Origin of the sequence: Bacillus cereus, assembly GCF_015071065.1 — a bacterium.
Classification (GTDB): Bacteria; Bacillota; Bacilli; order Bacillales; family Bacillaceae_G; genus Bacillus_A; species Bacillus_A cereus_BA.
Genome location: NZ_VOVA01000002.1, coordinates 281,605 through 296,230, shown reverse-complemented (window position 1 = coordinate 296,230; position 14,626 = coordinate 281,605). Strand labels below are relative to the sequence as shown.

Below are 14,626 nucleotides of genomic sequence, written 5' to 3'. Positions count from 1 at the left end.
CTTACTTATCTTTTTTGCCATTGTGACGTTCGGTTACGAAGTGCTTTCGTTCCCCATTCATATACAACTCTCACTACAATATTTGTAACAACAATAAGTACACTCATTGCAGCTGCTGGTGCTACATTTCCTGCATCATCCATATTTACAATTGATACAGCAGCTAGTTTAAAATCAGCCGCATATAAGAACACTACTGCCGATACAGTTACCATTGAATTTACGAAATAGTACATAACCATTTCTAAAATAGCTGGTAAACACATCGGTACTGTTACTCGAAAGAAAGTTTTATAAAATGGTACGCTCATCGACTGTGAAACAAGTTCAAACTCTCGATCCAGTTTCTTTAAAGCAGTCGTTGCGGTAACAAACGTTACAGAGTAAAAATGAATGATATTTACTAATACTAAAACAGCAATTGTGCCATATAAGGAATGAAACGGATTTGTTACTGAAAGCCCTAGAATTTGAATTGTTGGTTGACTGAAGAAAAAGACATACCCTAATCCAAGTACTAATCCAGGAATCGCTAACGGTACAATAGAGAAAAAGTAGCCTACTTTTCTGAAAAACTGTAGCTGTTCTATTTTTTCAATCGCATAAGCGAACACAAATGTTAAAATCGCCCCGATAACTGCCGTAATAGCTGAGACAATTACACTATTTTTAAATGCTTCAATTCCGTCTCCTGTCAAACTTGAAAAATTAAAATGATCAAGTGTAAAACTCATATTATATGGCCATACTTTCACACTTGCAGCAATACCAACTGCCACAAATAAAAGAATGATCATAAGCGTTACTACGCTACAATATACAAATGAAATAACATCTCTTTTCTTATTATGTATTATTCTGTAAGGTACTGCTTTTGAAGATAAAACATTCGCCTGTTTCCTTTGCGTAATACGATCAACTGCAAATGCAAAAATAGCTGGGATTAATAGGATCATCCCGACAGTTGCCCCCATCGACATATTTTGCTGTCCAATTACTTGCTTATATACGTCAGTAGCAAGTACGTTATATTGTCCTCCAACAATTTTCGGTGCCCCAAAATCAGTAAAACTAAGTGTAAATACAACGAACATCGCACTAATTAATCCATATTTCACACTAGGTAAAGTAACCGTAAGAAACTGTTTTACTTTACTTGCCCCTAACATATTAGAAGCTTCATATAAACGATAATCAGAACCTTGAAAAGCAATTAACAAAATAAGGAATGCTTGCGGAAATGTATACATAACTTCAGCCATTACAATTCCTACTGGTCCATATAACGGTATCTGTATTCCTTCAAATAAACCAAACATCCCTTTCGTTACTAACCCTTGATTACCAAATAAATAGGTAAGCGCAATACCATGCATCATCGTCGGTGCAAATAATGGCAATAATGCTACGTATTGAAATACGCGCTTTCCAAAAACATTTGTACGAGCGATTGCATATGCGTAAGCGAACGCGAGTGTAACCGAAATAATTGTTGTAGCGCCCGAAATCCATATCGTATTTTGTAATGATTGAACTAGCGTTGGTGTTGTGAAATATTTACTGAAATTCGCAACACCAACGAAAGCTCCATCTTTATCATAAAAGGCTTGTGTAAACAGTTGTAATAAAGGCAATACAAGCATGATAAAAAATGAAAGAAGCATACCAATAATTAATAGTCTTTGTATCCACTCTTCTTTACCGATACGTCTCTTAATCTTTTTTTTCGTACTTTCTACCTTAAAGTTTTCTAACATCTCCATCTATACAATGACCTTCTTTCCATATGACAACATATGATTTTCCGAGAAAGAGATTTGAATTGGCTGTCCTTTTCTAATAGCAGTTTCCTCTACTTCTGATGCCAATATATCCACTACAATTTTCTCGTTATAAAGGTGTGTTTTCTCTTCTATGACCCGTACTTCCGTCCGGTATACAGATCCGCGAAATTCCATGCTTTCTACAACTGTTTTAATACCATTATTTTGTACAACTGTTACATGTTCAGGACGAATTGCATGTTCTTCGTTATTTTTCGAAAAGAAATTAATAGAACCAATAAAATCTGCCACAAACGGATTGGCTGGTCTTTGATAAATCTCCTCTGGTGTTCCAATCTGCATAATTTCCGCATGATTCATTACAACAATTTTATCAGCCATCGTTAATGCCTCTTCTTGATCATGCGTTACCATAATAGTTGTTACTCCCACTTTTTCTTGCAAATCACGCATTTCTCTACGCAACTTTTCACGCACTTTTGCATCTAAAGCAGATAACGGCTCATCAAGTAACAAAATATCGGGAGACAGAGCGAGCGCACGTGCAAGTGCTACTCGCTGCTGTTGTCCACCAGACATTTGAGCAGGATATTTATCTTTTACATTCAGCAAATCAACAAGTTCTAACGCCAATAGCGCTTTCTCTTTTACTTCTGCTTTTCCATATTTTTTTGTCTTTAAGCCGTATTCAATGTTTTCAAGTGCAGTTAAATTCGGAAATAATGCATACGATTGAAAAACCATTCCGAAGTTCCTCTTTCCAGGTGGTAATGCTGTAATATCTTTTCCATTCACGGCAATACTACCTGTTGTTGCCTCTTCTAGCCCTGCCAAAATTCGGAGCAACGTTGTTTTCCCACAACCACTTGGGCCTAATAAACAAACAAACTCATTTTTTTTCACAGTAAAAGAAATATCTTTTAACGCTGTAAATGCATCAAACTGTTTTTGAATGTGTTGAATTGATAAATATTCGCTCATTTTTCTCTCTCCCACTCACTTACTTTTTCGGTTCTGCTTTTTGGCCAAACTCTTTTTCCCATTTTTCTAAAATTTTGTCACGATTTTCTGCTGCCCATTTAAAGTCATTCTTTTTATATAACTTTTCTGTCACATCTTTAGGGAATCCATCTGGAAGTTTATAATCATTTTTAATTGTCGCAAATCCATTTTTCTCAAAGTATAACTTCATTACATCATCTGTAATTGCCCAATCTAAAAATGCTTGCGCTAATTTATCATTTTTAGCATTATCTTTCTTAATAAGTGCGTTCGCTTCTACTTCCCAGCCTAATCCTTCTTTCGGCAGTACAACTTCAACTGGTGCACCTTTTTGTTTCTCTTTCAAAGCACTATAAACCATTGACACACCAACTGGATATTCACCTGCGCCTGCTAGTTTCGCTGGTTTTGAACCTGAATGAGTATAAGTTGCCATATTATCATGAAGTTTCTTCATGTAATCCCAGCCCTTATCTTCTCCCATAATTTGTAGCCATGCAGAAACTGTTAAAAATCCTGTTCCAGAAGAAGCCGGATGCGGCATAACTAGCGTTCCTTTATATTCTGGCTTTGTTAAATCTTCATATGATTCTGGCATCGGTAAATTTTTCTTCTTCAATTCTTCTTTATTTACAGCAATCCCCGTCATAAATGCAGTATTTCCAACCCATTTTTCTGGTTTCTTATCATCTTTAAATTGCGGAAGGACACGATCTGCTCCTTTTGGAGAGTATCCTTTTAACATATCTTTTTTCTCTAAAGCTAATAGACTAGACGCTGCAGTTCCCCATACAACATCTGCTTGTGTATTTTTTCCTTCAGCTAGCAATTTCGCTGTAATAACTCCTGTTGAATCACGAACAATGTTCAACTTCACGTCTGGGTACTTCTGTTTAAAAGAATCAAGATAAATCGGTACAAGCTCTTCTTCAATCGCTGTGTAAACAGTTAATGATCCAGATAATTTATCATCTTTCACTTTTGCCCCAGCACTTTCTTCTTTCTTTGCACCACACCCCATTAATAACGAAAATACCATTCCAGTTGCTACAGCTTTAAAGATTGTTTTTTTCACTGTTTCTCTCTCCTTTTACAAATCTTATGTACAACTCAAATATAAACAACTAGTGTAAAAGCAGTATTAAATCAACATTAATCTTTTGTTTGTTGTTTGTTTTTGTGTAATACGTTGCTACTTCTATGTTTTTTCGCATTTTTCTGCTAATAATAAACGCGAAATTTACAAATAATTAAAAAAACCTTTATAATCCCACAAAAAAATGAGGCGTTTGTAAAAAACGCCTCATTTTTGTTTACCTTTTTTCGAATTACGATTTGCATACTTCGCATTATTTTCTCCTTCATACTCTAATGCAAATTCTGCATCTGGTAAGCTTTCTTTCGGAGTTTTATTATTATTAATTGCTGCATTTTGTTTTACTTTTCTTTTTACCAACATACTCACCTGCTCTCACGAAATAACTTTCTATTCTAGTTTGAGACAACTTAAAATAATTATTACTGGCAAGTGTTAACAAGTACATAAGAGCCTATAGATGGAAATACTACATACGAACAAGCCATTACAAAAAGGAGCGATTACTTTGAAAGAAAAAGAAACGATCCAATCGCCAATTTTAGACGAGACGCTCCCGCATCAAATGAATTTCCCATCATTTAAAGGAACAGGAAAACAAATGCAACAACCTTTTATTAATCAATACGATGTTGTAGTTGGAGACAGTAAATATGATTCCGAGAACAGTCCCCTTAATAATTGGAGTGATGAAATAGATCCTGCCGTTATGGCTGGAGAAGAATGGATCCATCCTACAAATGATATCGGATGGATTGCAGAAGAAAATCAAGAATTACTTAAAAACGAAGTTGATAACAAAAATGATGCTTTTATGCACCCACAATTTGGAATTAACGATTAAAAAAACCATTCTACCTAATGTAGGTAGAATGGTTTCGTGCTATCCAATAATAATTCTCTCTTTCGGATATTTATAGCGAGGTGGTTGTTCTCTTCCACCACTAGCTAATATAAATGTTAAAATACCGACGCGTCCGATAAACATAAGTACAATTAGTACAAGTTTACCAACAGTTGTTAACTCTGGAGTAATACCTGTTGATAGTCCAGTCGTCCCGAAAGCAGAACAAACTTCAATTATTAAACTCATAAGTGGTACATTTTCCGTAACGGATAAAATAAATAGCGCTGAGGCACATAATAAAATCCCCATTGTCATAACGACAGATGCTTTCAATACATCCTCTTCATGTAGTTGACGTTTGAAAACACGGACTGTTCTCCCGCCCCTTGCAAATGTATATAACGATAATATACTAACAGCAAATGTTGTTGTACGTATCCCGCCCCCAACTGAACTTGGAGATGCTCCAATGAACATTAATATACTCATAAATAAAAGCGTTGGTTGTGATAATTCACGTATGTCCATGGTAGCCAGTCCACCACTTCGCGTCGTCACAGATTGGAATAATGTATAAAATACAGTTTCATGCCATGACTTTCCTACTAAAAAATGATTTCGTTCTAATAGAAAAATCATAATTGTTCCAACAATAACGAGTGTAAAAAATGTCGTTGTCGTCAATTTTGTAAATAATGAAAAGCGAAATAGTTGTTGTCGCCTTTTACTAAAGAATTGCTTTACTTCCATTAACACTGGGAAACCGATAGCTCCTAAAATAATAAGCAACATATGAATCATTTGAACAATATAATCTTTTTTGTACGGAATAAGTGATTGTCCTGTTAAATCAAATCCTCCGTTCGTTGTTGCACTCACAGCGGCAAAGAAACCGTGAAAATAAGCTTCTTGCCAAGTCGGGAAATATAGTAAAAATCTTGTACCTAACAGTATTGCTCCAATGAGTTCTATCGAAATAATTACAATTAAAATAGAACGCATCAATTCTACAAGGCCCGATAAATTTCCTTGGTTATGGTCTGCCATAATTAACCTTCTTCGCTGCAAACCAATCTTTTTACCCGTTATAATCCAAACGAATGTACCAAGTGCCATAATTCCTAATCCGCCTAATTGTAAAATCAGGGCTAAAACAATAATTCCTGCTGTTGTAAACGTATCTGAAATCGTAACAACAGACAGTCCTGTAACGCTTACCGCACTAACAGATGTAAACAGAGCATCTATAAATGTCCATTTCACGCCAGGCTTCGTAACAAATGGTAAACTAAGTAAAATTACCGATACAACTACCGCTAGTAAATAAAATACAACGATAAGTTGCACGGGACGTAACTTTTGTAAAAACTTTTTTATATCTCTCATTCCATCACTTCGCTACCTTTTTTCTATCGATTAAATAAAGAAAAATCATCACTTTCTTCATTTGTAAATAACTGCTGAAATAGTTTTGCAAATACCATTCCGTATACAGTTCCATTTCCCCCATACGGCAGTGCGTAATATAAATTATGTATTTTTTTATCTTCTTTTAAAATAGGAAGACCGTCATGACTGCCACCAAATGCTGCTGCCCAATAGTACTCTGCCTGTATATTTTTATACTGCGGGAACATTTCTTTTACAATGTTAATAAGGAGATCACGCTTATGCAATAATTTCGTATCGCCGATCTTTTGAATTTTCAGCGCCTCATCTAATCCGCCTACAACGATACGATTTTGATACGTTCGACAATACAAATACGGACGTGCTGTTTCCCAAATTAATGATTGCTCATGCCAGCCTTCAAAATGATCTATCTTATTTGTCACAACGGCATAAGACGTTTCTACTGTTGTATTTTTTTCTTTCTTTCCAAAAATTGCTTCATAACCTGTCGCCATAATAATATTTTTTGCTATGATTTTATTTCCTGTATTCGTGTAACAAATTAAATCATTTTGGATTTGTTTAATATGTAATGCCTCTGTATGTTCATATATAGTAGCGCTCATTTGTTTCGCTTTATGCAAAAGACTATGCGCTAATAAATACGGATTCACTTCTGCATCACCGCTTGTATATAACGCTGCTTGTTTTGCAAATGAATAACGTTTCTTAATATCAAACTCTGTAAAATATTCAACCGGAAATCCATAATGGCGTAACGTATTATATTCTTCCTGTAAAAATGAAATATCCTCATCTCTACTTGCATAATACAAACTATTTCGCGGAATAAAATGGGGATCAATATCGAGAGTTGGCACAACCTTCTCCATTGTTTGCAGCGCTTCATAACACAGTCTATATGCTCGTACCCCTTTCTCTTCACCAAATGTATGAATAAGAGAGGTCAACGATTTATCATGAACAAATTGTAATAATCCTGTATTTGCAGCTGTGCTACCACATGCAATTGCTCTTTTTTCAATGAGCATAACACGCATTCCAATTTTAGCTAACGAATACGCTATATGAGCACCTGCTTCTCCACTTCCAATTACTAGCACATCACATATCATATCATTTTCTAACGTTGGATAACAAGGTACAGAAACTCCAGCACTCCAAAACAACTTACCAGTCATAAGCTTCATAATTATACTCCTACAATGTATTTTTCTCCTTCCTATGTTTCGTCATTTTCCATAAAAAAATCCAACTAACATACGCTAGTTGGATTTCTTCTCTTTAATTAGAACGCTCTTCAAGCCAATTCCCAACCGTCGGATATGTTTGCTTTACAGCCGTTCCACCATACACGATAGACATATGTCCTGTTGGCAAACATACATACTGTTTATCTGTGCTAGAAATATGATCAAGTAAAGCTTCTACTTGACATGGCAGAGCAATGTGATCACGTTTCGCAGAAATATTTAAGACATTCGCCTTAATATTTGCAAGGTCTACCTTTTGTCCGCGAATAACGAGTTCACCCTTCACTAATTTATTATTTTGATAAAAATCACGAATCCATTGTCTATAAGATTCACCTGGGAACGGAATACCATCGCCTACCCATTTTTGAACTAATTTCCAACTTTCGACGAAGCGCTCATTTTCTGAACGATCGACTAAAGCAACATATGGACCGACAAAGTTTGTAATTGGTTTTAACATCTTATTTCCGAAATCAATCATTTCTGGCGGAATATTTCCGAATGTATCCACCGCTTTATCTAAATTGAAATACTTCTCATCTAATAAAGGACCGTATAATCCTGTTTCAGAGAAATCAAAAGGACTTGTCATAAAAATCAAGTTACGAATTGGCATGTCCGGATGAAGCGCTGCATAAATAGATGTTAACGTTCCACCCATGCAATAACCAAGTAAAGAAATTTCGTCCGATTTTGCAGTTCTCATTACTTTTTTCACTGCTTTTGCAATATAATCGAACACGAAATCATCAAACTTCAAATGACTATCTTCTAAACCAAATGTGCCCCAATCAAGCATATACACATCAAAACCACGATCTACTAAATATTCCACTAAACTATTTCCTGGAGTTAAATCCATAATATACGGTTTATTAATAAGAGCGTATATTAATAAGATTGGGACTCTCTGTGTTTTTTCTTGTTTTGGAATGTAACGATAAAGCTTCGTTTTATTCTTCGTCCAAATAACCTCTTTCGGTGTTAAACCAACTTGTGGTTCTGGTTCGCGTAATAAAACTTCGCTCGCTCTTTTCACACGGCGATATGCTTTGCGATATTCTTCTGGGTACAACTCTAATTGCTTCTCCCATTCCGTTACGAATGTAGTCATTTTTTTATCTCCTTTTCGGTCAATTTCTTTCTAAAAAAAGAAGTGCATTCCTGCTATGGATATGCACTTTTTTCTTACTTCATTACATGTATAATCCGCCGTTAATGTTTAATTGCTGACCTGTGATATACGCACCGTCACGGCATAGATATACTACACCTTTTGCAATTTCATCAGCTTGACCAAATCGTTTTTTCGGGATTTTCGCAACGATTTTTTGACGCACTTCTTCTGGTACTTCTGCTACCATTTCAGTATCAATAAATCCTGGGCAAATTGCGTTTACAGTTACATTTGTTCTTGCAAGTTCTAGTGCTAATGATTTTGTAAATCCTATCATACCTGCTTTTGCTGCTGAGTAGTTCGTTTGTCCAAATCCACCAGCTTGGCCAATAATAGAAGAAATACTAATGATTCTTCCTTCTTCTGCTTCCGATATGTATGGAAGTACCGCGCTTGTCGTATTAAATACACTGTTTAAGTTCACGTCAATTACGCGCTCCCAATCTTCACGATTTAATTTTTTGAATGTACGATCTCTTGTAATACCAGCATTATTAACAAGAATATCAACTTTACCAAAATGATTCACAGCTTCTTCTACAAGTCTGTTTGCATCTTCTACTTTAGAAACATCCGCTTGAACTGCATAAACATCATGTCCTTCTTTTCCTAATTCATTTACTAAGTTTTCAGCTGCTTCTTTACTGCTGTTATAGTTAATAACTACTTTTGCTCCCTCTTGTGCTAATGCTACTGTAATTGCTTTTCCAATTCCTTTTGCCCCACCTGTTACGATTGCTACTTTGCCATTTAATTGAACCATTTCTTTTCCCCCTTAAATGAATTTGTGAACGATTGTTATGAATCATTTTGGTACTCATACTAATTGAGTCCATATATTAATTATGTTTCGTTGTTTATACATGAAAAGAGATTCTCCCTCTCTCTTTTACACGTTATAAACAAACGCGATTATTATTTTTTATTTTCTGGCTTATTTACAGGCTTTACTTCTTCTTTTATAGGTACTTGTAGCTTAGCTAGTACTGCATTTTGCTTTTCTAGCAATTCTAAAATTTGATCAACTTTCGTTTCTAACGTGCGCATATCTTGTTTTACTTTCGTAACATCACGCTTTAATGTAGGAGCTTGTCCTAATGAATCCACTTTCTCTTCTAGAATTTCCTCGATGTTATCAACTTTATTTTCTAAGTTAATAACAAGCGTAGCTACTCTAGCGATATCCTCTCTCGTCGGCACATTCACCTGCTCTAAATAATTTTTTGTCGTATCATTTAATGCTTTTTGATAAAACAAATTCAAATCTAGAACGCTGCCCATCCAAGCAGAATATTCTTCTGTTTTAATTGTTTCATTGAGCGCTTTTCCCCAAAATGTTTCGGTTTGTTCATAAGCATTTTTCCATGCTTGCAATGGATCGAATTTTTGATCAATCACTTCGCCTACACTCCCTTTTTCGTTTTTGAAACAATTCAACCTATTCACTATTTTCTAATATTCCGAATAAAACTGCAAGTATATATTTTATTTTTCTTTATTTTCCAACAAATGTATTGACATTAAAAACAGATAGGTGTAAATTGCACTTATAAGCAAAAAATTCCATCTAACTGATTCATGAGGTGATGCACAATCATGCTACATAATGAACCAGAACACCAAGAAAGTTTGGAAAAAAACCAAGCCAAACAACCAAACTCCATGCCAAAAAACTTCTTAGTTCCTTTCTTACTTCTCTGTCTAAAAGACTGGAGTCTTCATGGTTACAAACTTATTCAAATGCTAATGGACATCGGCTTTTCTTCTGTTGACCAAGGTAATGTGTATAGGACACTACGCAAATTAGAAAAAGAAAATCTTATTTCTTCTACTTGGGATACAAGCGAAGGCGGGCCAGCGAAACGAATTTATTCTTTAACAGAATATGGAGAGCAATATTTAACAACATGTGCGACTTCTTTTGAACATTATCAAAATATGTTGCGGACGTTTTTCACGTTATACACCAATGCATTCTTTCCATTTTCTACTTCTCCAGAAAAGGATGAAAAGGATTCTTCATCTTCACCTGGTGGTACAGCAGAGTAATCTGCGTTCACAATATGCAAAAAAACATTTGGAGGTCAAACAATGGAAACTAAGCCATACGAATTAGTCGATGCATTTTGGAAAAACTGGTCTCAATCTCTTTCCCTCTTCTCTTCAGCTGGGAAACAATTAGAGCAACTTACTTTAGAAACGTTAAAACAACAACAAGACGCTTTGCATAAATTAACATCAGGAGTAGATGGACTAGAAAAAGAACTACACCAATTCACTGCTCAGTTCAATAACCAATATACAGACTATGTGAAGCAATTAACTGGAAACTCCTTAAATGATCAAATTAACGAGTGGCAAGAAAAGTGGAATGAGCTTTCTAATCAAATGCACCAACTTACTGTTTCGCCTACGAAAACATCTTTGTCTATTCTTACTCAAACTAGCGGCCAATTTGAAGAAACAACAAAACACTTTATCGAACAACAACAGTCGCAACGTGAAGAGGTTCAAAAACAGTTAGACGTTTTTTTGGGAGAGTTCAAGTCCAAACAACTAGAACTCGCAAAGCAGTTCGAGGAAAACTCAAAAAATCTATTTACTTCCATCAAATAAGAAAAATGTGGCAACTAACTGCAGCACAAACAAAACTCTTTCTTCCTCCTACTACATCAAGATGGCTTACATTTTTCGATATGGAAAAGAAGGAGGACAAAATGAATCCATTTCAAGAAGCACAAACTGTTCCGGAGCTTCGTTACGATGAGATTCAAGTCGGTGATCAAGCATCACTTACAAAAAAAATTACGGATGAGGACGTTATCAATTTTGCAAAATTGACTGGAGATGTAAATCCTATTCACATTCTAGACTCTTTTGCAAAAACGACAATGTTCAAAGAACGTATTGCCCATGGCATGCTCGTTTCAAGTTTTATTTCTACCATTCTTGGAACGAAACTTCCTGGAAAAAATACGATTTATTTATCACAAAACGTTTCATTCCGTGCTCCTGTCAAAATCGGTGATACACTTCGCGTTGTGGCAGAAGTTATTAAAAAACGGGACGATAAAAAAATCATCACATTGCAAACAAACATATACAATCAATCTGATGATATTGTCGTAGAAGGTACAGCGACAATACTGAAAAAAGAGTAGCAAACTTGCTACTCTTTTTTCTATCCAATAACTTCTAATCACACCGTTTACTTCCGTGTATGAGTACGTCGTTTACACATAAAATAACGTTACCAGATAGCACTTAGCTAAACTGGATTACTCTTTAAGGATGTGTATCAACATGGTGAAAACAAACAAATTACTAGTTCCGGGTGCAGAGCAAGCACTTGAACAATTCAAATATGAAATCGCACAAGAATTCGGTGTAAGTTTAGGATCTAATACAGCATCTCGTTCTAACGGATCAGTTGGCGGTGAAGTAACGAAACGTCTTGTTGCTTTAGCTCAACAACAATTACGCGGATAACTATATAACCTATGGCTTAGAGGCAGATATTCTCTGCCTCTTTCTTTTTTAACATACATAATAGTGCTTCTTCACATACTAGTAAGAGCAAATCGAAAGGAACGATATGTGAAATGAAACGGATTAACATTAGCATGAGTCCTCCCCGTGTTCTTACTTTGTCTTTTATTATGCTATCAATTATCGGTACGTGCCTATTGAAATTGCCAATTGCTACAACAACGTCTATTTCATGGCTCGATGCCTTATTTACAACGGTTTCTGCTTGTACGGTTACAGGGCTTGGTGTTGTGGACACTGGTAAAATATTCACCTTATTTGGCCAATGTGTCATTTTAACACTTATACAAGTTGGCGGGCTTGGCATTATGAGCTTTGCTGTTTTAATCGCAATTATGCTCGGCAGAAAAATCGGCCTTCAAAACCGCATTTTATTACAACAAGCATTAAACCAAACAAATGTCGGCGGAATCATTCGTCTTGCAAAAGCATTATTTTTATTTTCTTTTGCTGTAGAATGTATCGCTACTTTACTTCTCTCTTTTGAATGGGTACCAAAATACGGGATTGCCAAAGGTATATATTATAGCTTTTTTCATTCTATCTCTGCCTTTAACAACGCTGGCTTTTCTGTATGGAGCGATAATTTAATGTCCCACTCCCATAGCATTCTCGTCAACCTCGTTATTTCTTCCCTCATTATTTTAGGTGGGATTGGTTTTACTGTTATCGTAGATATAAAAAGAAAGAAAAACTTTAAAAACCTTACTTTGCACTCAAAACTTATGCTCTCTTCTACTCTTATCGTCAATATTATTGCTACAGCTTTTATTTTCATATTCGAGTTTCATAATTCAATTTCCATGAGAGGTTTTACACCATTTGAAGAAGGTATGGCTGCTTATTTTCAAGCGATTTCGACGCGCACTGCCGGGTTTAACACTGTTGATATATCTGCATTGTCAAAACCTTCTCTTTTATTAATGATGCTTCTTATGTTTATCGGTGCTGGTAGTGCCTCAACTGGTGGTGGAATTAAATTAACAACATTTTTAATTATGCTTTTTGGCGTGTTTAAATTTTTACAAGAACAAGATGATATTGTTGTATTTAAAAAATCCATTAAAGATACGCTCATTGTCAAATCATTAACGATTACCATTATTTCAATTTCGTTTATTTTTCTTTCCATTTTAATTTTAAGCATCACTGAGCGAGTTCCTTTATTAATGAGTGCTTTTGAAGTATTTTCAGCATTTGGAACTGTCGGCCTTAGCATGAATTTGACGCCACACTTAACAATCATTGGCAAAACAATTATTATCTTTATGATGTTTTTTGGAAAGATGGGGCCTTTAACATTAGCCTTTTCATTTGCACGTAAAAAACAAAGAAAAATAAAATATCCAAACGAAGATATTTTAACAGGTTGACAACCGTATAAATTATCCATATAATGAAAATACAATAGCATATCTCCAAAGGGGAGTAGCGTCCAAGAACTATTTCTTGGAAACAAAGTCGTCATTACGTAGAACTTAGTTCTTCCGGCTTTGTTGGCATTTTCATTACATATGTCTAGCAAGACCTTTGCCTATCAACGGCAGAGGTCTTTTTTGTTTTCAAATTTCTTCTACCGTTGATGCGCAGGAGTATGGGGAAACTAAACAGTGGGGAACTTCTTCACTTGTTTAGTCTTTATAGAAATGAGAGGAGAATGTACATGGATGTATCATTATTATTGGAGTATGGTTGGGTATTACTCATCCTAATTGCACTAGAGGGGATTTTAGCGGCTGATAACGCTCTCGTTCTCGCAATTATGGTAAAACATTTACCAGAAGAAAAACGAAAGAAAGCACTATTTTATGGATTAGCAGGAGCGTTCGTTTTCCGCTTCGGATCACTATTTATGATTTCGTTCCTAGTCGATGTATGGCAAGTGCAAGCAATTGGTGCGATTTATCTTATGTTTATCGCGGGGAATCACTTATTTAAAACGTATGTTAAAAAGAATACACATGAAGAAACAGAAGAAAAAGAAGCAAAGAAAAAACAAGAGAACTTTTGGTGGACTGTATTTAAAGTCGAAGTTGCTGATATCGCCTTCGCTGTTGATTCAATTTTAGCTGCTGTTGCATTAGCAGTGACTTTACCGAAAACAGGATTAGGTACGATTGGTAGTCTTGATACAGGTCAATTTATCGTTATCTTTACAGGTGGACTTATCGGATTAGTTATAATGCGATTTGCAGCAACTGCTTTCGTACAAATATTAAAACGTAAACCAGGACTTGAAACTGCAGCATTTTTAATTGTAGGTTGGGTTGGTGTGAAATTAACAGTTTATACCCTAGCACACCCTGCTTTAAATGTCCTTCCGCATTCATTCCCAGAATCTACTCCGTGGAAACTTACATTCTGGATTGTATTAGTTGGAATCGCAGTTGGCGGTTGGTTCTTCTCGAAAGAAGTAGAAGTAAAAGTAGAAAAGAATTTAGACGAAAAAGCGCTGTAATTACAGTGCTTTTTCTTTTTCTCTCGTTTCAATTCCCTCTCTAT

At 35.5% G+C, this 14,626-nt stretch carries 16 protein-coding genes; 7 read left to right on the top strand and 9 right to left on the bottom strand.

Features of this window, described 5'->3' with window-relative positions:
- Window positions 1-5 precede the first annotated feature (5 nt).
- The 4 genes from FT637_RS07470 to FT637_RS07455 form a co-directional block, all read right to left on the bottom strand.
- Window positions 6-1,763 (bottom strand): putative 2-aminoethylphosphonate ABC transporter permease subunit, encoded by a 1,758-nt coding sequence (locus FT637_RS07470; protein ID WP_193645755.1) that lies wholly within the window; start codon window positions 1,761-1,763, stop codon window positions 6-8.
- Window positions 1,764-2,765: a putative 2-aminoethylphosphonate ABC transporter ATP-binding protein gene (locus tag FT637_RS07465; protein ID WP_193645754.1), complete on the bottom strand. Its 1,002-nt coding sequence runs from the start codon at window positions 2,763-2,765 to the stop codon at window positions 1,764-1,766.
- A gap of 19 nt (window positions 2,766-2,784) precedes the next feature.
- Window positions 2,785-3,861: a putative 2-aminoethylphosphonate ABC transporter substrate-binding protein gene (locus FT637_RS07460; RefSeq protein WP_113936972.1), complete on the bottom strand. Its 1,077-nt coding sequence runs from the start codon at window positions 3,859-3,861 to the stop codon at window positions 2,785-2,787.
- Window positions 3,862-4,089: 228 nt separating this feature from the next.
- Complete coding sequence (locus tag FT637_RS07455; RefSeq protein WP_193646258.1) at window positions 4,090-4,245, bottom strand: hypothetical protein; 156 nt, start codon at window positions 4,243-4,245, stop codon at window positions 4,090-4,092.
- A 97-nt stretch (window positions 4,246-4,342) separates the two neighbouring features.
- Here FT637_RS07455 and FT637_RS07450 point away from each other — a divergent pair, with 97 nt between their 5' ends.
- Entirely contained in the window at window positions 4,343-4,726 is a 384-nt protein-coding gene (locus FT637_RS07450) for a DUF3905 domain-containing protein (RefSeq protein WP_193645753.1), read from the top strand.
- 39 nt (window positions 4,727-4,765) lie between these two features.
- On the opposite strand, the gene FT637_RS07445 is transcribed toward FT637_RS07450, so the two are convergent.
- From FT637_RS07445 to phaR, 5 genes are all read right to left on the bottom strand, one after another.
- A complete protein-coding gene (locus FT637_RS07445; protein WP_193645752.1) occupies window positions 4,766-6,115 on the bottom strand; it encodes a TrkH family potassium uptake protein in 1,350 nt (449 codons plus the stop codon).
- 23 nt (window positions 6,116-6,138) lie between these two features.
- The gene (locus FT637_RS07440) at window positions 6,139-7,332 is read right to left on the bottom strand and encodes an NAD(P)/FAD-dependent oxidoreductase (RefSeq protein ID WP_193645751.1); all 1,194 of its coding nucleotides are present in this window, start codon (window positions 7,330-7,332) and stop codon (window positions 6,139-6,141) included.
- A 94-nt stretch (window positions 7,333-7,426) separates the two neighbouring features.
- Window positions 7,427-8,512: a class III poly(R)-hydroxyalkanoic acid synthase subunit PhaC gene (phaC, locus tag FT637_RS07435; RefSeq protein ID WP_000206840.1), complete on the bottom strand. Its 1,086-nt coding sequence runs from the start codon at window positions 8,510-8,512 to the stop codon at window positions 7,427-7,429.
- Between the two features lie 82 nt (window positions 8,513-8,594).
- The gene (locus FT637_RS07430; RefSeq protein WP_193645750.1) at window positions 8,595-9,338 is read right to left on the bottom strand and encodes an acetoacetyl-CoA reductase; all 744 of its coding nucleotides are present in this window, start codon (window positions 9,336-9,338) and stop codon (window positions 8,595-8,597) included.
- Window positions 9,339-9,490: 152 nt separating this feature from the next.
- Window positions 9,491-9,973, bottom strand: coding sequence for a polyhydroxyalkanoic acid synthase subunit PhaR (phaR, locus tag FT637_RS07425; RefSeq protein ID WP_193645749.1), 483 nt, complete (start codon window positions 9,971-9,973; stop codon window positions 9,491-9,493).
- Window positions 9,974-10,171: 198 nt separating this feature from the next.
- Between phaR and phaQ the strand changes: the two genes are divergently transcribed.
- The 6 genes from phaQ (at window position 10,172) to FT637_RS07395 (ending at window position 14,582) form a co-directional block, all read left to right on the top strand.
- Complete coding sequence (gene phaQ / locus FT637_RS07420) at window positions 10,172-10,624, top strand: poly-beta-hydroxybutyrate-responsive repressor (RefSeq protein ID WP_048526790.1); 453 nt, start codon at window positions 10,172-10,174, stop codon at window positions 10,622-10,624.
- Between the two features lie 42 nt (window positions 10,625-10,666).
- Window positions 10,667-11,191: a polyhydroxyalkanoic acid inclusion protein PhaP gene (gene phaP, locus FT637_RS07415; RefSeq protein WP_193645748.1), complete on the top strand. Its 525-nt coding sequence runs from the start codon at window positions 10,667-10,669 to the stop codon at window positions 11,189-11,191.
- Between the two features lie 101 nt (window positions 11,192-11,292).
- Window positions 11,293-11,736: a MaoC family dehydratase gene (locus FT637_RS07410; protein ID WP_001067911.1), complete on the top strand. Its 444-nt coding sequence runs from the start codon at window positions 11,293-11,295 to the stop codon at window positions 11,734-11,736.
- 142 nt (window positions 11,737-11,878) lie between these two features.
- Window positions 11,879-12,064, top strand: a complete 186-nt coding sequence (locus FT637_RS07405; protein ID WP_000241212.1) for an alpha/beta-type small acid-soluble spore protein — start codon at window positions 11,879-11,881, stop codon at window positions 12,062-12,064.
- A gap of 113 nt (window positions 12,065-12,177) precedes the next feature.
- Window positions 12,178-13,497, top strand: coding sequence for a TrkH family potassium uptake protein (locus FT637_RS07400; RefSeq protein ID WP_193645747.1), 1,320 nt, complete (start codon window positions 12,178-12,180; stop codon window positions 13,495-13,497).
- 290 nt (window positions 13,498-13,787) lie between these two features.
- Window positions 13,788-14,582, top strand: a complete 795-nt coding sequence (locus tag FT637_RS07395; protein ID WP_144507070.1) for a TerC family protein — start codon at window positions 13,788-13,790, stop codon at window positions 14,580-14,582.
- The last annotated feature ends 44 nt before the right edge of the window (window positions 14,583-14,626 follow it).

Coding starts and splice junctions, on each gene's coding strand:
- FT637_RS07470 (WP_193645755.1), bottom strand. CDS start 1,763: ATGGAGATGTTAGAAAACTTTAAGGTAGAAAGTACGAAAAAAAAGATT.
- phaP (WP_193645748.1), top strand. CDS start 10,667: ATGGAAACTAAGCCATACGAATTAGTCGATGCATTTTGGAAAAACTGG.
- phaC (WP_000206840.1), bottom strand. CDS start 8,512: ATGACTACATTCGTAACGGAATGGGAGAAGCAATTAGAGTTGTACCCA.
- FT637_RS07450 (WP_193645753.1), top strand. CDS start 4,343: ATGGAAATACTACATACGAACAAGCCATTACAAAAAGGAGCGATTACT.
- FT637_RS07465 (WP_193645754.1), bottom strand. CDS start 2,765: ATGAGCGAATATTTATCAATTCAACACATTCAAAAACAGTTTGATGCA.
- phaQ (WP_048526790.1), top strand. CDS start 10,172: ATGCTACATAATGAACCAGAACACCAAGAAAGTTTGGAAAAAAACCAA.
- FT637_RS07400 (WP_193645747.1), top strand. CDS start 12,178: ATGAAACGGATTAACATTAGCATGAGTCCTCCCCGTGTTCTTACTTTG.
- FT637_RS07445 (WP_193645752.1), bottom strand. CDS start 6,115: ATGAGAGATATAAAAAAGTTTTTACAAAAGTTACGTCCCGTGCAACTT.
- FT637_RS07430 (WP_193645750.1), bottom strand. CDS start 9,338: ATGGTTCAATTAAATGGCAAAGTAGCAATCGTAACAGGTGGGGCAAAA.
- FT637_RS07440 (WP_193645751.1), bottom strand. CDS start 7,332: ATGAAGCTTATGACTGGTAAGTTGTTTTGGAGTGCTGGAGTTTCTGTA.
- FT637_RS07410 (WP_001067911.1), top strand. CDS start 11,293: ATGAATCCATTTCAAGAAGCACAAACTGTTCCGGAGCTTCGTTACGAT.
- FT637_RS07455 (WP_193646258.1), bottom strand. CDS start 4,245: ATGTTGGTAAAAAGAAAAGTAAAACAAAATGCAGCAATTAATAATAAT.
- FT637_RS07395 (WP_144507070.1), top strand. CDS start 13,788: ATGGATGTATCATTATTATTGGAGTATGGTTGGGTATTACTCATCCTA.
- FT637_RS07405 (WP_000241212.1), top strand. CDS start 11,879: ATGGTGAAAACAAACAAATTACTAGTTCCGGGTGCAGAGCAAGCACTT.